Source organism: Sphingopyxis sp. 113P3, from assembly GCF_001278035.1.
Lineage (GTDB): Bacteria > Pseudomonadota > Alphaproteobacteria > Sphingomonadales > Sphingomonadaceae > Sphingopyxis.
Genome location: NZ_CP009452.1, coordinates 2,918,382 through 2,941,905 on the forward strand (window position 1 = coordinate 2,918,382; position 23,524 = coordinate 2,941,905).

Sequence of the window (23,524 nt, forward strand, 5' to 3'; positions counted from 1 at the left end):
ATTATAGGGTCCCTATCCTTCGTTGGCATTGCTCACGGCGAGGGCGTCGGCCGCCTCGCGCGCGGCGTCGAGCTTCGCGGGCGCCACCTGACCCTCATGCGGCAGGCGTAGCACGAACCTGGCCGGATCGCGCATGTCGAAACGCAATATGCCGCGGCCAAGGAGGCGGTTCGCACCGTCCATGTGTGCGAACTTGGCCAGCGCCGCTTTCGCCTCGGCCTCGCCCTCCGGAAGTGAAAGCGTCTCGCCGCTGCGGAAACGCAGATCCCAACGGCGATTGCCGACCCAGGTCGCACCCGCGAGCAACTCCTTGAGGCTGCTCGCCTCGGCGAGCAGACGGTCAAGATCCTGCGAGCGCTGGTTCGCCTTCGGCCCGATGACGAGCGGGAGGTCGGGCATCGTCGCGACGCTCACCGCCTCGAGCACAACGCCCTTCTCGTCGATCAGTGACAGGCGCCCGCCATTCTGCCAGATCGCCGCCGGGGTGCGCTCGACGATGTCGACGACGAGCGTATCGGGCAGCCGGCGCGACACGCGGGCATCCTTGATCCAGCCATATTTCATGAGGTCGCGGCGAACATCCTCAAGGTCGACCGCGGCCATCGAGCGGTCCTTTTGCGCAAGAGCGATGTCATAGACCTTGAGCCGGTCGATCCGCTCGGCGCCGACGACCTCGACTTTCTTGACCTGAAACCCTGCGCGGCCGACCGCCTGCGCCCATTCCTCCTGAACTTTCGCCGTGACCCCCGTCGCGTGCCCGGCAAGCGCAAGGACGCCGGCGAGGCTGAGGCCGATCATCCAGTTCGCGGTGCGCTGCAGCGTCTGCGGGCTGATCGGCAGCGCATTGATGATCGCGTCGATGCGCGAGGTCTTGACCGTCCGGCGCTTCTTCGGTGCGCGTGCGGGGCGGCGCGGCGGCGCCTTGGCGCGCTTGATCCGCGTGCTGCTCATAACGCTTCCTCCACGATGCGTTCGACGAGTTCGGCATAGTCCATGCCGATAGCCCGGGCCTGTTCAGGGACGAGGCTGAGCGGGGTCATGCCCGGCTGGGTATTGACCTCGAGCAGGAAGATGCCGGCAAGGCCCTGCTCGTCATCCCAGCGGAAATCGGAGCGCGAGGCGCCCTTGCAGCCGAGCAGGCGATGCGCCTCGACCGCGAGCCTTTTCATGCGCTCGGAAATCTCCGCGGGCACGTCGGCGGGACAGACATGCTCGGTAAGCCCGTCGGTATATTTGGCGTCGTAATCGTAGAAGCCCGACTTGACGCGCAGTTCGGTGACGCCGAGCGCCTGGTCGCCGAGCACCGCCACCGTCAGCTCGCGCCCCTTGATGAAGGGTTCGGCAAGCAGACGGTCGAACTCGCGCCACGGCCCCAATGCATCGCGCGCAATGGGATTGCCGTAATTGCTGTCGTCCCGGACGATCGCGACCCCGACCGACGACCCTTCGTTGACCGGCTTCAGCACATAGGGGCGCGGCAAGGGGTCGGTTGAAAAGAGGCTTTCGCTCTCGACCATGGTCCCCGCCGGCATGGGGATTCCATGCGGCACCAGCGCCTGCTTCGTCAATTCCTTGTCGATCGCGATGACCGAGGTGACGAGCCCGCTGTGCGTGTATTTGATCCCCATGAGATCGAGCATGCCCTGTACCGTCCCATCTTCTCCTGGGACGCCGTGAAGGGCATTGAACACGATGTCGGGCTTCGCGTCCTGGAGCTTGCGCGCCACGTCGCGGTCCATGTCGATACGCGTGACCTTGTGCCCGCGGCCCTCGAGCGCGTCAGCGACGCCATTGCCGCTCATCAAGGAAACCTCGCGCTCGGCCGACCAGCCGCCCATCAGGACAGCGACATGCCACGGCCCCCGGCTCATTCCGCCTTCCCCACGCGTTGAATCTCCCATTCCAGTTCGATGCCGCTATTCGCCTTGACCCGGCGGCGAACTTCCTCGCCGAGCGCCTCGATGTCGCCGCTCGTCGCGCTGCCGGTGTTGATGAGGAAATTGGTGTGCTTGTCGCTGACCTCGGCACCGCCGATCCTGAGGCCGCGGCAACCCGCCTCGTCGACGAGCTGCCAGGCCTTGCGCCCCTCGGGGTTCTTGAAGGTCGACCCGCCCGTTTTCGATCGCAGCGGCTGCGCCGCCTCGCGGCTCGCCGAGATACGGTCCATTTCGGCCTGAATGGCAGCAGGCGCACCGGGCCGGCCGCGAAAGATCGCCCCGATAACCACCGCTCCCTCGGGGAGCTCGCTATGGCGATAGGTGTAGCCAAGCTCGGCAAGCGCGAGCGTACGGCGCTCCCCGTTGCGCAGGACGATATCGGCCTCGACCAATATATCCTTGACCTCGCTGCCATAAGCGCCGCCGTTCATGCGGACAAAGCCGCCGACGGTGCCAGGGATCGAACGCAGAAACTCCAGTCCCGCAATCCCCGCATCGCGCGCGGTCGAGGAGACGAGAATGCCCGATGCCCCGCCGCCGCAGCGCAGCGTCACGGCATCGAGCGGCTCGACCTTGGCAAAGGCTTTTCCCAGACGGACAACCACGCCCGGAAAGCCGCCGTCGCGAACGATGAGGTTAGAGCCCAGCCCCAGCGCCATCACCGGGACCGAGGGGTCGAGTTCGCGGAGAAAATCGGCAAGATCGTCGGCGTCCTTCGGCTCGAACAGCCAGTCGGCAGGGCCGCCGGACTTGAACCAGACGAGCGGCGCAAGCGGGGCCTTTGCGGTCAGCTTGCCGCGAACGGCAGGAATGGCGGCCGTGGTCATGCCGCCTCCACCGCGGCCGCGAGACCGGCCGCGACCTTGGTAATATCGCCCGCGCCAAGGCAGATGATCCGGTCGCCCGCACCGATGGTGCCCGAGCGGAGGGCAGCGGCGACGGCGGCAGCGAGCGCGGCCCCATCCGCGACGGTCGCGGCGTGACGATGGCCGCGGTCGCGCAGACCTGCCACGAGCACGTCGGACGATATCTCCTCGATGGGGACCTCGCCTGCCGCATAGACGGGAAGCGCGAGAACCATGTCGGCGTCGTTGAAGGCCTGCTGGAACTCGTCCATGTGATCGCGCAGGCGGGTGAAGCGATGCGGCTGGACGACCGCGATGACGCGCCCCGCCCCTGCCCCCTCACGCGCGGCGGAAAGGACGGCACGAATCTCCACCGGATGATGGGCATAATCATCGATAACCGTGATCACGCCGCCATCCGCTGCAATTTCACCCACCTTGGTGAAGCGTCGCTTGACCCCGGCAAACCCGCTGAAGCCCGAGGCGATCTTCTCGTCGCTGACCCCCATGTGCAGCGCGACCGCAATCGCCGCGAGCGCATTCTGGACATTGTGGCGTCCCGACATCGGCAATTGAATGCCCTCGATCGTCCGGCTCACCCCGTCGCGGTCGCGCACGACGACGTCGAAGCGGTTGCCCTCGGGGCCCGGCGTCACATTGGTACCGCGCACATCGGCCTGGGCCGAAAATCCATAGGTCACGATACGTCGGTCGCGGATGCGCGGGATGATCGCCTGAACCTCCGGGTGATCAAGACAGAGCATCGCAGCGCCATAGAAAGGCACATTCTCGATGAACTCGACGAAGGCGGCCTTGATCGCGTCAAAGCTCCCATAATGGTCGAGATGTTCAGGATCGATGTTGGTGACGACCGCGATGGTGCCATCGAGACGCAGGAAACTGCCGTCGCTCTCATCCGCCTCGACCACCATCCAGTCTGACGCACCGAGCCGCGCGTTCGAGCCATAATTGTTGATGATACCGCCATTGATGACCGTGGGGTCGATCCCTCCCGCATCAAGCAGGGCAGCGACCAGGCTGGTCGTAGTCGTCTTGCCGTGCGTGCCCGCGATGGCGACGGTCGATTTGAGGCGCATCAGCTCGGCAAGCATCTCGGCGCGGCGGACGATCGGGATGCGGTGGGCGAGCGCGGCCTCGACCTCGGGGTTGCCACGCTTGACCGCGGTCGAGGTGACGACAACCGCCACTCCCTCCACATTCTCCGCCGCATGGCCGATCGCGACCTTGATCCCGCGCTTGCGAAGGCCCTCGACGACATAGCTTTCAGCAATGTCGCTGCCTTGCACCTGATAGCCGAGGTTGTGCATCACCTCGGCGATACCCGACATGCCGATGCCGCCGATGCCGATGAAATGGATGACGCCGATATCGGTCGCAACGCCGCGCATCAACGGGCCTCCCGCCGCGCCGCAGCGACGCCGCTTGCCGCCGCGCGCTTCGCGCTGGCCCCGACGCGGATGACGTCCATGAGCGGCGGCGGCGCGAAGCTTTCGACCAGGTCGGCAAGATCGCGCGTCGCGTTGGGCAGGCCGCAGCGCGCGGCATTTTCCGCCGCCGCCTCGATCGCGCCCGGCTCAAGTGCCATGCGCTGCAACTGCTTTGCGACATTGGCTGGAGTAAAGTCCGCCTGGGCAAAGGACTGCGCGCCGCCCGCTTCCACGAGATCGGCGACATTGAAGCTTTGGTGGTCGTCCATCGCGTGCGGATAGGGGACGAAGATCGCGGGGCGTCCGGCGCAGGCGAGTTCGGCCACCGTCGAGGCCCCTGCGCGCGCTATGACAAGATGTGCCCAGCGCAGCCGGTCGGGGAAGTCGGCGATATAGGGCGCGCATTCGGCCGCAACGCCGAGCTCGGCATATTTGGCCCGCACCGCCTCGAGATCGGCCTCGCGCGCCTGCTGGACCACTTGCAGGCGGTCAAGCAGCGCGCGCGGCAGCATCGCGATCGCGGCTGGCACCACCTCGCTCAGGACCGTCGCGCCGAGGCTGCCGCCGACCACGAGCAGGCGGAAAATGCCGTCCTCGGGCAGCGGCGGCAGACCTTCTTCGCGGATCGCGACGATCTCTTCGCGCACCGGATTGCCCGTGAGATGGCGTTTCAGCTCGCATTTGGCGGGAAAGCGGTGGATGTTGCGATAGGCGACCGCAATGGCATCGACCCGCGGCGCCATCAGCCGGTTGGTGCGGCCGAGCACCGCATTTTGTTCGTGGACCATGCTCGGCGTCCGGGTTGCGCGCGCGGCAAGCAGGCTCGGGAGCGACGGATAGCCGCCGAACCCCACAACGACCGCAGGGTCGAAGTTGCGGATGAGCTCGATCGCCTTCCGGCGCCCCTTGCGGATTGCGAGCGCCGCCTTGATCCAGCCGACCGGACCGCCGGCGACGCGCCCGGCAGGCAGGACATGGGTTTCAAGTTCGTCGGGAGCGCCGGGAATCTTGAGGCCGCGATCGTCGCTCACGAGCGCGACGCGGTGACCGCGCGCGATCAATTCGCCTGCCAGCGCATAGGCGGGGAGCATATGTCCCCCGGTGCCGCCGGCGGCGAGGAGAAAGTGGCGGGTCGCGGTCATTTCCTGTTCCAGTTGCGGGTCATCGACACGCGCGCCGCATAGGGGTTTCGCCGGGTCAGCGACAAGAGCAAACCCATGCCGATCGACAATGCGAGCATCGACGAGCCGCCATAGCTGATGAAGGGCAGCGTCATGCCCTTCGAGGGGAAGAGCTGGGTGTTCACCGCCATGTTGATCACCGCCTGGCCGCCGAATTGCGCGACGAGCCCGCAGACCGCGAGAATGAGAAAACTGTCTTCCTCATCGAGCAGGCGGACAAGCACGCGGACGATGATCGCAAGATAAAGTACCGCGATCGCGATGCACGCGATGATCCCGAACTCCTCGCCGATCACCGAAAATATGTAGTCGGTATGCGCCTCGGGAAGCTGGAACTTTGCAAGCCCCGCGCCGGGCCCGGTGCCGATGAGCCCGCCGGCGGTGAGCGTCGCATGGGCCTTGTCGACCTGGAAGCTGTCGCCTTCGGCAAAGAGCCAGATGTTGATGCGCTGCTGCGCCACCGGATAGAAGAAATAGGCAAGAACAAGCCCCATGAGGCCCGCAACGCCAAGCCCCGCCATGATCCGCATCGAAAGGCCGGCAACGAGCACGAACCAGGTCGCCGCAAAGATAATCGTCTGCCCCAGGTCGGGCTGCCCCATGAGGAGCACCGCGATGATGCCGGTCAGGACGAAAGACAGGGGCACAACGGGCAGGCTCTGGTCGTGAAGTCGAAGCGAGAGAACCCACGCAAGCGAGACGGCGAAAAACGGCTTCAGAAACTCCGACGGCTGGAGACGGAACATGCCGCTCCCGAGCCAGCGCTGCGCGCCGTTCACCGAGGTGCCGATAAGCGGGACGAGGAAGAGCAGTGCAAGAAAGGTCAGCGTGCCATAAATGGCGAAACGGCGCGCCTGCGCCTTGGGCAGCATCGAGATGCCGAGCATGACCGGCACGCCGACGATCACCCACATGAGCTGGCGATAGAAATAATAGAGCGGATCAAGGCTCGCGGTGGTCGTCGAGAGCTTTTGCGCCGCCACCGGGGAGGCGGCGGCGACCGCGACGAGACCGATCGCAATCAGCATCGAGACGAGAAGCAGCAGCACCCGGTCTATTTCCCAGAACCACAGGCCGAGCGGCGTGCGGTCGGCCCGGCTGAGGCGCGGCCCGCGGCGCTTGACGCTGCGCATGGTCGCGATGATCGGCCGCTCGCCTGCCCTGTCCATATTGTCGATCCCCCCGTTCATGCGGCAAGCCCCCGCACGAGGCTACGAAACTGGTCGCCGCGCGCCTCATAATCCTTGAACTGGTCGAACGAGGCGCAGGCGGGCGAAAGAAGAACGATGTCCCCGCTCTCGGCCGCCGCTGCTGCATGCGCGACTGCTGTTGCAAGATCGCCGGCGCGGTCGACCGGAATGGCATCGCCGATCTCGCCCGCGAAACCCTCCATCGCCTCGCCGATCAGATAGGCGCATTTGACATGGCTGAACCAGGGACGGCACGCCGCGAGTCCGTCTCCCTTTGCCTGTCCGCCAGCGATCCAGTGCAGACGCTGGTCCGGCGCCGGCGGAAACGCCGCCAGCGCCGGTGCAGCGGAAGCCGCGTTGGTCGCCTTGCTGTCATTGAACCAGCGGACGCCAGCGACTTCGCCGACCAATTCCATCCGATGCGGGAGCGCGTGATATGTCGCGAGCCCCTTTTCTATCGCCGCATCATCGAGCCCCAGCACGCGGCACACCGCGATCGCGCACACCGCGTTCTGCGCGTTATGCGGCCCCTGAAGCGCGGGCCAGCGGGCCTGGTCGGCCGGGTCGACGTCCTTCGCCGATACGCGAAAAAGACGGTGACCGATGTGACTTGCGATACTCTTCGACCGGTCGTCGTCGATCGCGACGATGGCGACCTGATCCTTGTGCTGAAGGCTGAACAGGCGTGCCTTTGAAGCTGCATAGCCTGCAAAATCGTCATAGCGGTCGAGATGGTCGGGTGTGATGTTGGTGAGCACCGCAACATCTGCAGCGAGACTGTGCGCAAGGTCGATCTGATAGCTCGACAGCTCGAGAACATAGACCCCGCCTTCGGGGAGCGGATCGCGGGCGAGGATCGGGAGACCGATATTACCCCCCATCAGCGCGGGAACGCCCGCGCTTTCAAGCATATGGGTGACGAGCGCGGTGACCGTCGATTTGCCGTTGGTGCCGGTGATGCCGACCACGCGGTGCGCGGGAAGATCCGCGCGCGCCTCGGCGAATAGTTCGATGTCGCCGATCACCGGAACCCGCGCCGCGCGGGCATGGGCGGCGATCGGATGGCGGTTGAGCGGCACGCCGGGTGAGACAACAACGCCAGCGAAGCCGACAAGATCGATCTCGAGCGGGTCGCCGATGTCGGCGCCCAGCGCCATCGCCGCGTCGCGCGCGTCCTCGCGCATGTCCCAGGCAGTGACCCCAGCGCCGCTGGCGACGAGCGCCTCGACGGTCGCAAGCCCCGAGCGCGCCAGTCCCAACACCGCATAGCGGCGACCGGCAAAGGCGCGCGAGGTAATCACCGCAGCTTGAGCGTCGCGAGCCCCGCGAGCGCGAGGACAATCGAGACGATCCAGAAGCGGATGACGACGGTGGATTCGGGCCATCCGAGCTGTTCGAAATGATGATGGATCGGCGCCATGCGGAAGACGCGCTTGCCGGTCCTTTTGTACCAGAAGACCTGGATGATTACCGAGAGCGCCTCAACGACGAAGAGCCCGCCGACAAGGATGAGCACCAGTTCGTGCTGCGCGGTCACCGCGATCGTCGCGAGCGCGCCGCCCAAGGCCAGGGAGCCGGTATCGCCCATGAACACGGCGGCAGGAGGCGCGTTGAACCACAGGAAGGCGAGACACGCGCCGATGATCGAGGCGGCAAAAATCGCAAGCTCGCCCGCGCCGGGCACGTGCGGAATGCCAAGATAGCCCGCAAACTTGGCGTTGCCCGAGAGATAGACGATGACGAGGAAGGCGAGGCTTGCAATGAGGACCGGAAAGGTCGCGAGCCCGTCGAGCCCGTCGGTCAGGTTCACCGCATTGCCGAAGCCGACGATCAGCACCATCGCAAAGACATAGTAGAGCGGGCCCAAGGGGATATAGATGTCGTTGAAGAAGGGCAGATAGAGGTCCGTCCCCGTCCGCGAGACAATCAGCAGTACCGCGATGCCGGCGATTGCAAATTCAAGGAGCAGCCTCACGCGCCCCGGAATCCCGCGGTGGCTCGCCTTTGTCACCTTGTCGAGATCATCGAGAAAACCCACGACGGCAAAGCCGCCGGAGACGAAGATGCACGCCCAGACGAAACGGTTCGACAGATCCATCCAGAGCAGCGCCGAGATCATCAGCGCAATGAGGATCATCAGCCCGCCCATCGTCGGCGTGCCCTTTTTGGCAAGATGACTCTGCGGTCCGTCGTCGCGGATCGGCTGCCCCTTTCCCTGCCGCATCCGCAGCATCAGGATGAAGCGGGGGCCGATCCACAGCCCGATGATCAGCGCGGTCGCCACCGCCGCTCCCGAACGGAAGCTCAGGTAGCGAATAAGGTTGAGCGCTCCCGGAAAGCCAAGCCATTCCGCCAGCCAGTACAGCATCAATAATCCCCGTTGGTCAGCGCCGTCACAACGTGCGACAGGCCGACACTGTTCGATCCCTTGACCAGCACGATGTCGCCGGCGCGGATCACGTCCCGGAGCCGCGCGGTCGCGGCCGAATGGCCGGGCACATGCTCGAAATCGATGCGCCCCTCAAGTGCTTTGGCGAGCGGCGCCATCTCTTCGCCCACGAGCAGGGCGAACTGCACTCCGGCTGCGACGAGCGGATCGGCGAGGCCGGCGTGATAGGCCTCTCCGCCCGCACCCAGTTCCTTCATCGCGCCGAGAATCGCGACCTTGCGACCTGCGGATTCGTCCCCGAGCTGACCGATGGTGGCCGCCATCGATGCCGGATTGGCGTTGTAGCTTTCGTCGATGAGGAGGATCGTGCCGCCCTCCGCGGCGATGCGATGTCGCGCGCCGCGTCCGGCAAGGCCTGCCATTTCGGCAAAGGCGAGGCCCGCCGCGGGGAGGTCGCCGCCGACCGCCTTCACCGCAGCCAGCACCGCGAGGGCATTGGTCACCCAGTGCGCGCCTGCCTGCGCAATTGTGAAGCACAGCAGCGCGTCCTGCACCTGCGCGGTGACCAGTGATCCGCCCTGTCCATCGGACAGCCAGTCGACCGCACGCACGTCGGCGCCTTCGCGGAGACCGAAGCTCACGACATGCGCTGCGTGCATCTCCGCCTTTGCGCGCAGCCGGCCGTGATGCGGACTGTCGAAGGGAATGATCGCGGTGCCGCCGGGCTCGAGTCCCTCGAATATTTCGCCCTTCGCATCCGCGATCGCTTCTTCGCTGCCGAAATATTCCATGTGCGCCGGCGCGATCGTGGTCACGATCGCGACGTGCGGACGCACCATGCGGGTCAGCGCCGCAAGCTCGCCTGCATGGTTCATCCCCATTTCGAAAATGCCGTAATCGGCGGTCGAAGGCATGCGCGCGAGGCTGAGCGGCACTCCGACATGATTATTGTAGCTCTTGACCGAACGGTGCGCCTTGCCAGGACGGAAACGGTCCAGGGCGGCGAACAGCGCTTCCTTTGTCCCGGTCTTGCCCGCCGAGCCCGTGACGCCGATGATCCGGCCATGGCAGCGCGCGCGGGACGCGGCGCCCAGCGCGTTCAGCGCAGCAACGCTATCGGGGACGCGGACGTGGGGATGGGCGATCGCGGTCTCGCAGACGATCCCGGCTGCCCCCGCGGCGATCGCCTTGTCGATGAACTTGTGGCCGTCGGTTTCCTCGCCCTTCATGGCGATGAAGAGGTCACCCTTCGTGACTTCGCGCGAGTCGAACGCAACGCCCTGCACGGTGAAGTCACCGCTCGCCGTACCGCCCGTTGCGGCCGCAATCGCACGCGCGGTCCAGAGCGGCGTCATGCCGCCACTTCCCGCGCGACCGCGACATCGTCGAAGGGGATAACGCGCATGTCGGCGCCTGCTCCCACGATCTGGCCTTGCTCGTGCCCCTTCCCGGCAATGCAGACAATGTCTTCGGCGCGCGCCGCAGCGACCGCGGCGGCAATCGCGGCGCGGCGGTCGCCGATCACCTCGGCCCCCGGCGCGGCCTCGGCAATGGCAGCCCGGATCAGCGCGGGATCCTCGCCGCGGGGATTGTCGTCGGTGATGATCAGGTGGTCGGCCTTGAGGGCCGCGATCCGGCCCATTTCAGGGCGTTTGTCCTTGTCGCGGTCGCCGCCGGCGCCGAAAACCAGGATCAGCCGGCCGCGCGCATGCGGGCGTAGCGCGTCGAGCGCAGCCTCGATTGCGTCAGGGGTATGCGCATAGTCGACATAGACGGGCGCGCCCGCACGGGTGATCGCCGCACGCTCAAGACGCCCGCGCACCGGCTGAAGCCGCGCGAGATTGGCAAGCGTGAGGGGCGTATCGCCGCCGGTCGCGATGACGAGGCCGGCAGCGACGAGCGCATTGGCGACCTGATAGGCTCCAATCAATGGCAGGCTGACCTTCTGCGTGAGATCACCCGCTGCGATGACAAGCGACTGGCCAAGCTGCGTCGGCTCGCGCGACACCAGGCGAAGCGCCTCGCCTTCGGCGCCCACCGTCATCAGCGCCGCGCCGCGCGCGCGCGCCGCATCGATCACCCTCTTCGAATAGGCGTCGTCGGTCCAGACGACCGCCGTTCCGCTCGCCTCGAGCACCTCCGAAAAGAGCCGGAGCTTGGCGGCGAGATAGGCCTCCATCGTGCCATGATAATCGAGATGATCGTGGCTGAGATTGGTGAAGGCAGCCGCCTTCACCGGCAGCCCCTCGGTGCGATACTGGTCGAGGCCGTGGCTCGAGGCCTCGAACGCCGCATGCGTCACCCCCTCGGCCGCGAGCCCCGACATGTTGGAAAGGAAGGTGACGATGTCGGGCGTGGTGAGCCCGGTCGAGGCGCGCTCGTTCGAGGTCGTGATCCCGAGCGTACCGACCGAGGCGGCGTTGAAGCCCGCCAATCGCCAGAGCTGGCGGGTCATCTCAACCGTCGAGGTCTTGCCGTTGGTGCCGGTGACCGCGACGCAGGTTGCGGGAAAGCGGTGGAAGAAACGGGCAGCGATCTGGGCAAAGGCCCGGCGGGGGTTGGCATCGGCGATGTGAACGGCGCCCTCTACGCGGGCTTCGGGCCGCGCAACGACAGCGATCGCGCCAGCGCCGACAGCTGCCTGAATGAAATCCTCGCCGTTGAATTTCGCACCCGCGAAGGCGCCAAAGATCGTGCCGGGCGCGACCTTGCGATGGTCGATGGCGAGGCCGGTGACCACGGGGTCGGCGTTGAGAGGAGCCGGAGTGTCGATCAGCGCCGCGAGACGCATCAGTCCGCTTTCCCGTTCTTCCAGAGCAGCGGAGTGAGTTCGGACACGTCGACATCGCGGCTCTCGTCGGGGAAGACGCCGAGCATCGGGCCCGCGCGCGTCACGACCTGCTTCACCACGGGCGCTGCCGTATAACCCGCGGTGCGCTGGCCAAAGCTGAAGGCGTTGCCCTTGGGCTCGTCGATCATCACGAGCACGACATAGCGCGGATTGTCCATTGGGAAGGCGGCGGCAAAGGTCGAGACGAGCGAGTGACGCCGATAGCCGCCCGCGCCCGGCTTTTCAGCGCTTCCCGTCTTGCCGCCGACACGAAAGCCCGGCGCGTCGGCCCTGCGGCCAGTGCCGTCGGACACGATCAGACGCAAAAGCTGGCGCATCCGTGCGCTGGTCGATGCCTTGAACACGCGGCGTCCTTGCGGGGGGGACTTGTCGCCGAGCTTGAGCACGGTTGCGGGGCGGTAGATGCCGCCATTCACCAGCGCAGCATAGGCGCTTGCAAGATGCAGCGGGGTCACCGCGATGCCGTGGCCGTAGCTCGTCGTCATCGTCGTGACGCGGCCCCAGTCTCTCGGCCACAGCGGGAAGGCGCGTTCCTTCAGTTCGATTTTCGGGCGCCCGTCGAATTCGAGGTTGCGGAACAATTCCTCCATCTTCTCGCGGCCAAGTTCGTCGCCGATCTGCGCGGTGACGATGTTCGAGCTGTGGATGAGCGTTTCGGGCACGTTGAGCCAGCGATTCATCATATGCGAATCGCGGATCCGGAAGCCTGCTATCGCCAGCGGCTTGGTCGCATCGTAGCGCTTTGCCATGCTGGTCACGACGCCATTGTCGATGGCCGCGCCGACGGTCAGCGGCTTGAAGGTCGAGCCCAGCTCGTAAAGATTATAGGTCACCGCGTTGCGGCGCGCGGCCATATCGCCGCCGACCAGCTTGTTCGGATTATAGGTAGGCAGCGAGGTCATCGCCAGCACTTCGCCTGTATGGACATCGAGGATGATGCCCGCGCCGCCGACCGCCTCCAAATTGGTCACAGCCGAGCCCAGTTCGCTTTCGAGAACGCCCTGGACGCGTGCGTCGATGGACAGCGCGAGCGGCTCTCCCCGCGTCGCCTTGTCGGTCAACCGGTTCTCGAACGCGCCCTCGACCCCCGTGACGCCCTGGCCATCGGCATTGGTGAAGCCGAGGACATGCGCTGCCAGCGTGAGCTGCGGATAAAGGCGTTCCTTCTCGCGCGGGAAGTCGAAGCCGATTTCGCCGATAGCGTTTACGGCGGCCACCTGGTCGGGCAGCGCGCGGCGGCGAATATAGGTGGGGCGCGGCCCGGTCAGCTTGGCGAGGAGGTCCTCGCGCGCCATGTCCGGAAAGATGCGATGCAGTTCGCTCGCCAGATATTCAGGGTCGTTGAGCAGCTTTTCAGGCACGACCCGGATCGAATAGCCGTCGATCGTGCGCGCGAGCGGCACACCGTTGCGGTCGACGATGTCGGCGCGCGCCGGCACGAATGCGGTTGAAACCGATCCGTGCCCCGTCCCGGTGTCGAACAGGGCGTAATAGAGAAGCCGCACCGAAACGAGGAAAAAGGCCGCCATGAAAAGCAGCATCAGGATCATCAGCCGCTGCTGCGCGGTCAGCAGGATCTGCTGCCGCACCCCCGCGGTTCGAACCCTTGCCGGACGGACGACCAGCGTGTTCATTGCGCCTTACCGGCCCCCCGCAGCTTCCGCCGCCGCACCGCGTTTCAGCGCCGCGAGGGTCGAATCGGAGAGGAGCTGATCCTCGATCAGCCGCAGCTGCTCCTGCCGGCGGCTCGGCGCCAGGCGCGGCGCCGCATCGGTGCGGACGGCCACATGGGTGTCGGCCTGGGCAAGCTGGATCGGCTTGGGCGCTGCCGCCTTCGGCGCCGCTGCCTTTGTGGGAGCAGGCTTCACCGATGCCGGCGCGGCGGCAGGCGCCGGGACGGGCTCGGCGGCGGCTGGCGCGGCGACAGGGCTCACCATCGCCATCAGCACCGGCGCGACATCATTGGCGCCGCTCGCGCGCGGCAGTCGATCAAGCGACGCGAGCTGGCGTTCGCTCGAGAGATATTGTTCGGCGGTGGGTGCCGAGTAGCCGAAGCTTTCCGCATTCCACTGCTCGAGCTGGCGCATCGAGGCGCGCACCGCGAGCTCGGATTCAAGGTAGCGGATATTGTCACGCGCGCTCGCGATCTGCTTGTTGATTTGTGCAAGCTCGCTGCGCGTCGCCGCCACCTTGAGCGATACGGGGTAGAGCATCATCGCGAAGATCAGAACGAGAAGCACCAGGCCGATTCCCTGGAGCTTGCGAGCCGCCATCAGCATGAGATAGCCTCCTTTGTCGTCTTGCCGCCCGACCAGGCGGGAGCGGCAGTGCGGACCGCGCTACGCAATGTGGCCGATCGGGCGCGCGGATTGCGCGCCTCCTCGGCCTTGCCCGGACGCACCTTGCGCGCCGGGGGGTGGAAAGTTGCGGCCCGCGCCGGAGGGGCGAGCGCGGGCCGGTGGCGCGAAGCGCGGACATCGCCACCGCTGCGTTCGCGCAGGAAAGATTTCACGATCCGATCTTCGGTGCTGTGGAAGCTGACCACCGCAAGGCGGCCGCCTGGGCGCAGCAGCCGCTCGGCCGCCTCGAGACCCCCCTTCAGCTCATCGAGTTCGCCGTTGATGTGGATGCGGATCGCCTGAAAGCTCTTCGTCGCAGGATCCCTGGGAGCCCCGGGAGGATGGCGCAGCGCCTTGCGGATAACGCTCGCCAGTTCGCCGGTGCGCGACAAGGGCCGCGCGGCGACGATCGCGCGCGCCACGCGGCGCGACTGGCGTTCGTCGCCATAATGGTAAAGGACATCGGCGATCTCGGCTTCGTCCGCGCGGTTGAGCCAGTCGGCGGCAGTTTCGCCTTCCTGCGCCATGCGCATGTCGAGCGGGCCGTCCTTCTGAAAGGAGAAGCCGCGATCGCCGCGGTCGAGCTGCATCGAGGAAACGCCGATGTCGAAAACGACGCCGTCGACCGCCTCTATCCCGTGCTCGCCCAGCAGCCGGTCGATCTCGCCAAAGCGCCCGTGAACCAGTGTGAGCTTGCCGCCCGCCTCGGCGACGAGCGCCTGCCCCTCCGCGATCGCGTCGGGGTCGCGGTCACAGGCGACCACCGCGGCGCCGGCGGCGAGCATCGCCCGGGTGTAGCCACCGGCACCGAAGGTTGCATCGACGTGGCGCTCGCCGGGCGCGATCGCCAGCGCGGCGATCACCTCGTCGCGGAGCACGGGATCGTGGCGGGGATCGCGGGGAAGCTCGCTCATTTGCGTCCCTTCCCTTTCGTCTCGGCCCAATTGGCAGCGAGACGCCGGAGCACGGGATCGGCCTCGGCGCATTCAGCAAGTGTCGGCAGCCACCAGATCTCGAAGCGCCGTCCTGATCCCACAAAGGCAGTTGCGCCGGCGTCGCCGACGCGGTCTCGCGCGGTGAAATTGGGAAGGAAGCGCCCGCTGTCGTCGAGCGTATAGGCCTCGGTATAGCTGAAGCGCTGCTTGAACGCCTCATCCTCGTCAAAGTCGAGATTGCGCGCGAGCGCCGCCGCGCGATCGCGCTCGATCTCTTCCGAGAGGCGATCATATTGGTCGTGTCCATAAGCGACCAGGCAGGGCAGTTTCTCGTGGAAACCCACCCACAGCACGCGCTGACCATCCGCATTGAGGGGCACATTGTTGCGGAATTGCGAGGGCACGGCGATGCGTCCCTTGCCGTCGATCGCGGCGAAATTGGTGCCCGAGTATCGGCCGGGCGTCACAATCGCCATCGCTGTCGCCCCCGTTTCCTCGCGCCACCGGGCAATACTTCCCTGTCGCCGGAATCGCAGGATTCCGAAGCGAAAGACTCAGGCGGAGATTGCCCCTCTCCGATTCCTGCCTACCAACTATGGATCGGGGTGGAAAGGGGAAAATTAGGGTGAATTAGGGAATTGAGCCCCGTTTTGCCACAAAAACGCATCGAAATGGGGGCACGAAGGGATCATTCAGGTTGGGCGCCGCCGCGCCGGGGCCGAGCGGATCGAGGCTGGATGGGCGGCGCGAAGGCGCACAATCAAATTTGCGCGAGGGCCCGCTCGAGGGACCTTGTCAGCGAGCGCAGCCAGGTTTTCGCCTCTACGAGACTGAAGAAGAGGCCGCGCGATGCGCGCCTGCACGATGCGGCGCCTCCATGACGCCAGGGGAGCGAAAAGGAATCTCAGGGCCGAGGCGACCGGGTCCAGATCGGATGGAGCAGCGCGCTGGCCGCGCCCTTCCCGCGCAGCCGCGCGCCCAGCCATTCCATCGTGTCGGCGCGCCGCAGATGGTCTGCACCGGGCACCGCTGGCGCCCACAAGGGCGCAAAAAGCAGGTCCGCATCGCCGACCAGCCACGCCTCGCCCGCGCCGATCGGGCAGTGCGCGATGCGCGCTCCTGCAAATGGCTTGCAGCCGGGTGGAAGGTGTTCAAAGCGCCCGGCGCTGAAAAGCCGGAGCCGGCGGCCGTCCACATCATGGGCCTGCGCTGCTCGCTCGCCGACGGGCGCCGCGCCCAGCGTTATGTCCCAATGATCGAGCAGGGGCGTCAGCAGGCTGGTGACCGGCGGGTTGCGCGGATCGCCGAGCGGGTAGCGCGCGGGCCAGCCCGAGAGCGCGTCGGCGAGGATCACCGCGCGGCCGCCCCCGCGCACGAAGGCATCGACCGCGACAAGCTCGCGCGGGGCGAGCGCGCGCGGGTGCGCAAGAAGAAGGGTGCCGCCCGGCGGCGGCACATGGTCGGCGAGACTGTCGACAAGCAGGACCGGCCCGTCCGCTTCAATGCGTGCAAGTGCTGGATCGTCCTGCGCGCCGGCCGCGATCATCTCTGGCAAATCATCTCCTGCCCAGCGGAGCGGCAGGCCGGTCAGCATGGTGACGACCACCGCGTCCGCCGCGGGCGCGGGCGCGCGGTAGAGGCGCGCAAGGAGCGCATGGCCGGCGACAAACCAGACGATCACCACGAACGCTGCGACCAGGACCCGAAGGGTGCGTCCCCATTTGCGCCGCCGCAGGGTCGCCCCGAACAAGACGCTGGCTACGCAGCTTGCGGCAAGAACAAGCGCGATCTGTTCCCATCCAGAACGCCCGGCCAGCATCGCGGCGAGCGTGCCCTGCCCGACCGCGATGGCCAGCAGCACCGCAATGATCGTGCGTTTCTGCAGGCCCGGCGGATCCCCGCGCTGCCACCAGGCGAGCAGCAGCATCGGCAAGGGAAGGAGCGGCACCGCCAGCGCCGGATCAACCCGGCCGAGCGCGCGCTGGCCGCCTGCAAACCAGGTCAGCAGGAGAAGGAGCGCCGCAATGCAAAGCGGGCGCAGGCGCGCGATCACTGCTTGGCTTGTCGCGCGCGCTGCAATTCGGGGTCGGGCTGCAGGTCGGGAACGGTCGGAACGGTCTGCGGCACCTTCACCGAAACCGCTTCATTTTCGTCCTTCGACACGGGCTGGACGCCGAGTTCCTCCAGCGGCGCGCTCGGCGCCTTCGAGGGCTCGCCCGGCATCTTGACTTCGGTGGAGACGGGCGCGTCGGCGGCCGCCTTTTCGCGGGCCCGCTCGCCGATCAGTCCGGCGAGACCGACGAGCAGCAGCACGATGAGGAGGCCCGCAATGCCAATCTGCAGTCGGCGCACCGTGTCATGTTCGGGTGTCGCCGCCGCGGCGGGCGCCTTCGCGGGGGTTTCGGCCAAAGTGCCCGTTCGCTTCACGCCTGAACCTCCGCCAGTCCCTTGCTCGCCAGCCACTCGGGATTGTAGAGCGTCGAGAGATAGCGAAACCCGCTGTCGCATAGAATGGTTGCGATGCGCTTGCCAGGACCGAGCTGGCGTGCAAGGGCCATGGCGCCCGCGACGTTGATGCCCGACGAAAGGCCAAGGCACAGCCCCTCTTCGTCGAGCAGTTGCCGCACGACAGCGAGCCCTTCTGCATCGGAAATGCGAAATTGCGTATCGATCGGCGCGCCTTCGAGATTGGCGGTGATGCGGTTCTGGCCGATTCCCTCGGCGACGCTCGATCCCTCAGGCTTCAGTTCGCCGCACTTGTAATAGTTGTAAAGGCCCGCCCCGTGCGGATCGGTGAGCGCAACGGTAATCCTTTCATCCTTGGCCTTCAGCCCGAGCCCCGTGCCGGCAATGGTTCCGCCGGTCCCGGCAGCGCAGGTGAAGCCGTCGATGCGCCCGCCCATCTGCTCCCATATTTCCTCAGCCGTGCCGAAGATATGCGCCTTGCGGTTGGCGATATTATCGAACTGGTTGGCCCAGATCGCATTGTCGGTTTCCTCGGCGATGCGGCGCGAGGTGTGAACGAAGTGACCAGGGTTCGCGAAGGGCGCGGGCGGCACAAGGACGAGTTCGGCGCCAAGCGCGCGGATCGTCGCCATCTTCTCGGCGCTCTGATTGTCGGGCATGACGATGATCGTCTTGTAGCCAAGCGCGTTGGCAACGAGCGCAAGGCCGATGCCCGTGTTCCCCGCCGTCCCCTCGACGATCGTCCCGCCGGGCCGCAGGCTTCCGTTCGCTTCGGCGTCGCGCACGATATAAAGGGCAGCGCGATCCTTTACCGATCCGCCCGGATTCGCATATTCGCACTTGCCCCAGATTTCGCATCCGGTCGCTTCGCTCGGTCCCTTGAGGAGCACCAGCGGCGTGTGACCGATCAGGTCCAGGCTGTTTTCCGCTATGATCATGTCCCTGATCTAAGCCCGCACCCGAGCCATCGCAAGACAGCTTCGCTTGCCCCTGGCGAGACCGGCCTTTGTCGACGAGCGCCACGCCAGCAGCGACGAACGCCGGATCAAATGCAAACGAAGGGGTTGCGATTGTAACATTATATCATTACTGGGCACTCCCAGCGAAAGCCAATAAACAGGAATCCTTACCGCATGCGCCTTCTCCCCTCCTCGCTTCTTACGCTTGGCTTCATCCTCTCGGCTCCCGCTTTTGCGCAGGAGAACGGGATCGATGACGATGTTCATACGGGCGACGCGATTGTCGTCACCGCGCCCTATGTTCGCAGTCTCGACATTCTCGGCAATGTATCGGTGCTCGAAGGCGACAAGCTCGCGCGCGACATTCGCGGACAGATTGGCGACACGCTCACGCGGCAACCCGGCGTGTCTGCCACCAGCTTCTCGCCCGGCGCCTCGCGCCCGGTCCTTCGCGGCTTTTCAGGCGAGCGCGTCAAGGTTCTGACCGACGGAATCGGGTCGATCGACGCCTCGAACACGTCCGCCGACCATGCAGTGACCGTCGACCCGCTGACCGTGGAGCGCGTCGAGATCCTGCGCGGGCCTGCTGTCCTTCTGTTCGGCAGCCAGGCCATCGGCGGGGCGGTCAACCTGTTCGACCGCAGAATTCCGCGCAAAGTGCCCGCCGACCACGTCCATGTCGACGCGATCGGCGGCTATGCGAGTGCGGCGGATGACCGGAATATCGGCAGTTCGATCGACGTCGCACTCACCTCGCAGATCGTCGCACACGTCGACGCGAGCTGGCGCAAGACGGGTGACATGCGGAGCGGCGGCTTCATCTACGCGCCGGGCATTCGCAGCGCTCTGCTTGAACTTGCCGGCGAAGAGCTCGAGGAGGGACACGCGGGCGAAGCCGCCGAGCGAAGGGCAGAGGCGGAAAGGCGCGGCAGGATCGACAATACGCAAAGCCGGACCTGGACCGCAGGCGGCGGGCTGGCGCTCATCAACGATGGCGGGCAGCTTGGTATTTCCCTTGGCTATTTCGATACCCGCTACGGCGTCCCCGAGCGCCCCGCCACCGCCCACGCTCATCAAGGCGAAGACGAAGACGGCGGCCACGACCATGGCGAAGGCCCCGTCACCATCGGCATGAAGCAATGGCGCGCAGACCTGCGCGGCGAAGTGGAACTGGGCGAGGGCTTCTTCGACAAGCTGCGCATCCGTGCAGGCTTTGCCGACTACAGGCACACCGAGTTCGAGGGCGACGAAGTCGGTACCATCTTCACCAATCAGGGTGTCGAAGGCCGGCTCGAACTGGCGCAGGGCGACCGCGGCGGGTGGCGCGGCGCGAGCGGCATTCAGTATAGCCACCGCGATCTCGACGCGATCGGCGCGGAGGCTTTCGTGCCGCGCAACCTCACCGAGCAGTTCGCGCTGTTCACGCTGCAGGAATATAGCGCGGGTCCGCTCGGGCTTGAGGCAGCGGCTCGCTATGAGAAGACCAGTGTCCGTTCGCCGGCGCTGGGATTTGAACGAAGCTTCGGCAGTTTCTCGGGGGCGCTCGGTCTCACCTATGACATTTTCGAGGGCGCAAAGCTCGGACTTTCAGCGTCCCGCGCCATGCGCGCGCCGTCAGCCGAGGAGCTTTTGTCGAACGGCCCGCACATCGCAACCCAGAGCTTCGAGCTCGGCAGCCCCGACCTCAAGAGCGAATCGAACTGGGGCGCCGAAGCCTCGTTCAAGCTCGAGACGGGCGCCTTCAATCTCAGCCTGACCGGCTATGCGAACTGGTTCGACAATTTCATCTATTCAGCGGCAACCGGCGCCGAAAAGGATGAGCTGCCCGTCTTCCAGTATTTCCAGCGCGAGGCGCAAGTCTGGGGGTTCGAGGCCGAAGCGAGCGCGCGGCTCGCGCAGCTCGGCGGGTTCAACATCGTCGGCGACGTCACCGCCGACATGACGCGCGCCAGGATCAGGGACGCCGGGCTCGACCGCAATGTGCCGCGGATACCTCCCCTGCGCGTGCTGGGGGGCATCGAGGCGCAAAGCGATAGGATCGATGCGCGGATTGAGGCCGAGTGGACCGATCGTCAGCGCCGGGTCGCGCAATTTGAAACCACGACCAAGGGCTTCACGCTCGTCAATGCATCGCTGAGCTGGCGCCCTCTTCCCGACGCACAGAATCTGACACTCAGCCTGTCGGCGAACAATATCTTCGACGTCGAGGCGCGCCGCCATGCAAGCTTCACCAAGGATTATGTGCCGCTTGCGGGGCGCGATTTCCGTCTCACGGCGCGGGCGAGCTTCTGACCCCTCCTCGGCTCGCCCCCGGGGACCGGGTCCGGCCTGGCCGGACCCGGTCCGTTCGCATTCAGGAGAGCATCGCCATCCCGCCGTTCACATGGATGGTCTGGCCAGTCACATATCCGGCCTCCTTCGAGGCGAGATAGACGACCGCGGCGGCGATGTCGCTGCCCTCGCCCATCCGGCCCGCGGGAATACGCTGGTTGAGCGCTTCCTTCTGCGCGTCGGGGAGAACTTCGGTCATCGCGGTCGCGATAAATCCGGGAGCGACGCAGTTGACGGTCACATTCCGGCTCGCAAGCTCCTGCGCGAGCGCCTTGGTCATGCCGGTGACGCCGGCCTTCGACGCAGCATAATTGGCTTGCCCGGGGTTGCCCGTCGCGCCGACGACGCTGGTGATCGAGATGATGCGCCCGAAGCGCGCCTTCATCATCGGCTTGGCTGCGGCGCGCGCCAGACGGAAATTGGCCTCAAGGTTGATGCGGATGACATCCGACCATTCCTCGTCCTTCATCCGCAGGATCAGATTGTCGCGCGTCACGCCGGCATTGTTGACGAGGATGTCGAGCGTTCCGCCCAGCGCGTCGAGCGCCGAAGGCACCAGCGCATCGACCGCGGCGGCGGCGCCGAGATCGCAAGGCAGCGCCACATGATCCCCGCCAAGCGTATCGCGAAAGGCATTGAGCTTGTCGGCATTGGACCCCGACACCGCGAGCCGGGCGCCTTGCGCCGCGAGCGCGGCAGCGATCGCGGACCCGATGCCGCCCGAAGCACCGGTAACGAGGGCGGTCATGCCGGTAAGATCGAACATTCTACTCTCCTGAAAGCGAAAAAGCCTCAAAGCGTCTTCAGCAGCGCTTCGATATCATCCATCGAAATCACGCTCGCCGTCTCGACCTCGCCCGACGCGCTGCGCTTGACCATCGGCGAGAGGACCTTGCCGCCGAGTTCGACGAATTGTTCAACGCCGATCGCTTCCATCGCGGCGACGCTTTCGCGCCAGCGCACGCGGCCGGTGACCTGGGCGACGAGGAGGTCGCGGATCGTGTCGGCATCGCTCACGGGGCCGGCCGTCACATTCGCGAACACCGGAACGAGCGGTGCCGCCGGCGGGTTCGCGCCGAGCGCCTCGGCCATCGCGTCGGCCGCGGCCTGCATGAGCGGACAGTGGAAGGGCGCCGATACGGGCAGAAGCACGCCCCGCTTGATGCCATAATCCTTGACCAGCGCGACTGCGCGCTCGACCGCGCCCTTGTGACCCGAGATGACGACCTGCGACGGGTCGTTATCGTTGGCGACGGTGCAGACCTCGCCCTCGGCCGCAGCATCCGCAAGCTTTTGCGCGGTATCGATGTCGGCGCCAAGCAGTGCCGCCATCGCGCCGACGCCGACCGGGACCGCCGCCTGCATCGCCTGCCCCCGGGTCTTGAGAAGCCGCGCGGTTGTTGCAAGGTCGAATGCCCCGGCTGCACAGAGCGCGCTATATTCGCCGAGGCTGTGGCCCGCGACATAATCGGCCTTGGCGGCAAGCGTCACACCGCCTTCCTTCTCGAGCACGCGCAGCGTTGCGATCGCGTTCGCCATGATCGCGGGCTGAGCGTTTTCGGTGAGGGTGAGTTCGTCCTCGGGCCCCTCGCTCATCAGTTTGAAGAGACTCTGGCCGAGCGCCTCGTCGACCTCCTCGAACACCTCGCGCGCCGCCGGCGACGCCTCGGCGAGCCCTTTGCCCATACCGACCGCCTGGCTGCCCTGACCCGGAAAAATGAATGCGCGCATATTGCGTCCCCTGCCTGTTCTCTATCCGGCCCGCGCCTATTCCCTCACCCGGCTCGATGCAAGCCGAAGGGCACGACCTTGTTCGCCGCATCGTGGCCGATATCAGCGCGGCCGAGCCAGGCGATGCCGGTGCGCGCGCACCAGCCGCGCGCAACCTCCTCGGCCTCCATGCCGAAGGGCCGGTCGTTCTCGGGAATGTCGCTGACGCGGCCGAGGCGAAGACCCGCGAGCCCGCGCGGCGCGAGCACGGTCGCAACATGAAAGAAGGCGCGGTCGAAGGCGTAGAGATATTCGCTCACCTCTTCGACGAGCAGCACATGGCCTGCAAGGTCGGGCTCAAGCGGCGTTCCGAGCAGCATCGACAATGTCATCAGATTGAACGCGGCGTGGCGCGCGCCATGCTCGAGCCCGGGCTCGCACGCCGCCGGATCGCGCGCGACGAGCCAGTCGAGCGCGCGTTGTACCGCAGCCTCTCCGCCCTCGCGGCGAATATCGGCAACCATCGGTCCGTGGGCGACATGGTCGAAGCCTTCGCGGTAGAGGCAGGCGAGGAGATTGCCCTGGTCCGAATAGCCGAGAAACGCCTTGCCGCGCGCCGCAGGGGTCATCGCAGCGACCGCATCTTCGGCGATGCGGCACGCGCCATAGCCGCCGCGCGCGAACCAGATAGCATCGATGTCGGGGCGGTTTGCCATTTCGACAAGGGCGGCGAAGCGATGCCCATCCTCGCCCGCGAAATGGCCGTGCACCGCGAAACATTGCCCGTCGAAAATGAGTTCAACGCCCGGATAGCCGATCGCGGCAATCGCGCGCACGGCTTCGGCGTCGTCAGGCAGGATCGGCGTGGAGGGGGCGACAATACCGATGCGCATGACCTTAACCTTTATACTCCGTCTGCCGCGAGCGCCGAGACCTTTGGGCG

21 protein-coding genes are annotated in these 23,524 nt (G+C 66.2%); 1 reads left to right on the top strand and 20 read right to left on the bottom strand.

Features of this window, described 5'->3' with window-relative positions:
* Nucleotides 1-12: 12 nt before the first annotated feature.
* From LH20_RS14210 to LH20_RS14290, 17 genes are all read right to left on the bottom strand, one after another.
* On the bottom strand, nucleotides 13-951 hold the full coding sequence (locus LH20_RS14210; RefSeq protein WP_053554780.1) for a cell division protein FtsQ/DivIB: 939 nt from the start codon (nucleotides 949-951) through the stop codon (nucleotides 13-15).
* Complete coding sequence (locus tag LH20_RS14215; RefSeq protein ID WP_053554781.1) at nucleotides 948-1,871, bottom strand: D-alanine--D-alanine ligase; 924 nt, start codon at nucleotides 1,869-1,871, stop codon at nucleotides 948-950. The genes LH20_RS14210 and LH20_RS14215 overlap by 4 nt, the downstream gene beginning before the upstream one ends.
* Entirely contained in the window at nucleotides 1,868-2,764 is an 897-nt protein-coding gene (murB, locus tag LH20_RS14220) for a UDP-N-acetylmuramate dehydrogenase (protein ID WP_053554782.1), read from the bottom strand. Before murB ends, LH20_RS14215 begins: the two co-directional genes overlap by 4 nt.
* A complete protein-coding gene (gene murC / locus LH20_RS14225; protein ID WP_053554783.1) occupies nucleotides 2,761-4,191 on the bottom strand; it encodes a UDP-N-acetylmuramate--L-alanine ligase in 1,431 nt (476 codons plus the stop codon). Before murC ends, murB begins: the two co-directional genes overlap by 4 nt.
* Nucleotides 4,191-5,372 carry an undecaprenyldiphospho-muramoylpentapeptide beta-N-acetylglucosaminyltransferase gene (gene murG, locus LH20_RS14230; protein ID WP_053554784.1) on the bottom strand — a complete coding sequence of 394 codons (1,182 nt, stop codon included), beginning with the start codon at nucleotides 5,370-5,372 and terminating at the stop codon, nucleotides 4,191-4,193. The genes murC and murG overlap by 1 nt, the downstream gene beginning before the upstream one ends.
* Complete coding sequence (locus LH20_RS14235; RefSeq protein ID WP_442800435.1) at nucleotides 5,369-6,601, bottom strand: FtsW/RodA/SpoVE family cell cycle protein; 1,233 nt, start codon at nucleotides 6,599-6,601, stop codon at nucleotides 5,369-5,371. Before LH20_RS14235 ends, murG begins: the two co-directional genes overlap by 4 nt.
* Entirely contained in the window at nucleotides 6,598-7,902 is a 1,305-nt protein-coding gene (murD, locus tag LH20_RS14240; RefSeq protein WP_053554785.1) for a UDP-N-acetylmuramoyl-L-alanine--D-glutamate ligase, read from the bottom strand. The genes LH20_RS14235 and murD overlap by 4 nt, the downstream gene beginning before the upstream one ends.
* Nucleotides 7,899-8,969 (bottom strand): phospho-N-acetylmuramoyl-pentapeptide-transferase, encoded by a 1,071-nt coding sequence (gene mraY / locus LH20_RS14245; RefSeq protein ID WP_053554786.1) that lies wholly within the window; start codon nucleotides 8,967-8,969, stop codon nucleotides 7,899-7,901. The genes murD and mraY overlap by 4 nt, the downstream gene beginning before the upstream one ends.
* The gene (locus LH20_RS14250) at nucleotides 8,969-10,345 is read right to left on the bottom strand and encodes a UDP-N-acetylmuramoyl-tripeptide--D-alanyl-D-alanine ligase (protein ID WP_053554787.1); all 1,377 of its coding nucleotides are present in this window, start codon (nucleotides 10,343-10,345) and stop codon (nucleotides 8,969-8,971) included. Before LH20_RS14250 ends, mraY begins: the two co-directional genes overlap by 1 nt.
* A complete protein-coding gene (locus tag LH20_RS14255) occupies nucleotides 10,342-11,781 on the bottom strand; it encodes a UDP-N-acetylmuramoyl-L-alanyl-D-glutamate--2,6-diaminopimelate ligase (protein WP_053554788.1) in 1,440 nt (479 codons plus the stop codon). The genes LH20_RS14250 and LH20_RS14255 overlap by 4 nt, the downstream gene beginning before the upstream one ends.
* Nucleotides 11,781-13,475: a peptidoglycan D,D-transpeptidase FtsI family protein gene (locus LH20_RS14260; protein ID WP_053554789.1), complete on the bottom strand. Its 1,695-nt coding sequence runs from the start codon at nucleotides 13,473-13,475 to the stop codon at nucleotides 11,781-11,783. Before LH20_RS14260 ends, LH20_RS14255 begins: the two co-directional genes overlap by 1 nt.
* Nucleotides 13,476-13,481: 6 nt before the next feature.
* Nucleotides 13,482-14,120: a hypothetical protein gene (locus LH20_RS14265; RefSeq protein WP_053554790.1), complete on the bottom strand. Its 639-nt coding sequence runs from the start codon at nucleotides 14,118-14,120 to the stop codon at nucleotides 13,482-13,484.
* Nucleotides 14,114-15,094 (bottom strand): 16S rRNA (cytosine(1402)-N(4))-methyltransferase RsmH, encoded by a 981-nt coding sequence (gene rsmH, locus LH20_RS14270; RefSeq protein ID WP_053554791.1) that lies wholly within the window; start codon nucleotides 15,092-15,094, stop codon nucleotides 14,114-14,116. Before rsmH ends, LH20_RS14265 begins: the two co-directional genes overlap by 7 nt.
* On the bottom strand, nucleotides 15,091-15,591 hold the full coding sequence (locus tag LH20_RS14275) for a division/cell wall cluster transcriptional repressor MraZ (protein WP_053554792.1): 501 nt from the start codon (nucleotides 15,589-15,591) through the stop codon (nucleotides 15,091-15,093). The genes rsmH and LH20_RS14275 overlap by 4 nt, the downstream gene beginning before the upstream one ends.
* A 428-nt stretch (nucleotides 15,592-16,019) precedes the next feature.
* Nucleotides 16,020-17,168: a hypothetical protein gene (locus LH20_RS14280; RefSeq protein WP_053554793.1), complete on the bottom strand. Its 1,149-nt coding sequence runs from the start codon at nucleotides 17,166-17,168 to the stop codon at nucleotides 16,020-16,022.
* Entirely contained in the window at nucleotides 17,165-17,542 is a 378-nt protein-coding gene (locus tag LH20_RS14285; protein WP_053554794.1) for a hypothetical protein, read from the bottom strand. The genes LH20_RS14280 and LH20_RS14285 overlap by 4 nt, the downstream gene beginning before the upstream one ends.
* Entirely contained in the window at nucleotides 17,539-18,519 is a 981-nt protein-coding gene (locus LH20_RS14290; protein WP_053554795.1) for a cysteine synthase A, read from the bottom strand. Before LH20_RS14290 ends, LH20_RS14285 begins: the two co-directional genes overlap by 4 nt.
* 195 nt (nucleotides 18,520-18,714) lie before the next feature.
* Between LH20_RS14290 and LH20_RS14295 the strand changes: the two genes are divergently transcribed.
* On the top strand, nucleotides 18,715-20,832 hold the full coding sequence (locus tag LH20_RS14295) for a TonB-dependent receptor (protein ID WP_053554796.1): 2,118 nt from the start codon (nucleotides 18,715-18,717) through the stop codon (nucleotides 20,830-20,832).
* A 61-nt stretch (nucleotides 20,833-20,893) separates the two neighbouring features.
* On the opposite strand, the gene fabG is transcribed toward LH20_RS14295, so the two are convergent.
* Genes fabG through LH20_RS14310 form a run of 3 tightly spaced genes read right to left on the bottom strand, consistent with a single transcriptional unit; the run spans nucleotide 20,894 to nucleotide 23,474 of the window.
* Nucleotides 20,894-21,637, bottom strand: a complete 744-nt coding sequence (gene fabG / locus LH20_RS14300; protein ID WP_053554797.1) for a 3-oxoacyl-[acyl-carrier-protein] reductase — start codon at nucleotides 21,635-21,637, stop codon at nucleotides 20,894-20,896.
* A gap of 26 nt (nucleotides 21,638-21,663) precedes the next feature.
* A complete protein-coding gene (fabD, locus tag LH20_RS14305) occupies nucleotides 21,664-22,602 on the bottom strand; it encodes an ACP S-malonyltransferase (protein WP_053554798.1) in 939 nt (312 codons plus the stop codon).
* A gap of 44 nt (nucleotides 22,603-22,646) precedes the next feature.
* On the bottom strand, nucleotides 22,647-23,474 hold the full coding sequence (locus LH20_RS14310; protein ID WP_053554799.1) for an LD-carboxypeptidase: 828 nt from the start codon (nucleotides 23,472-23,474) through the stop codon (nucleotides 22,647-22,649).
* Nucleotides 23,475-23,524: the final 50 nt, after the last annotated feature.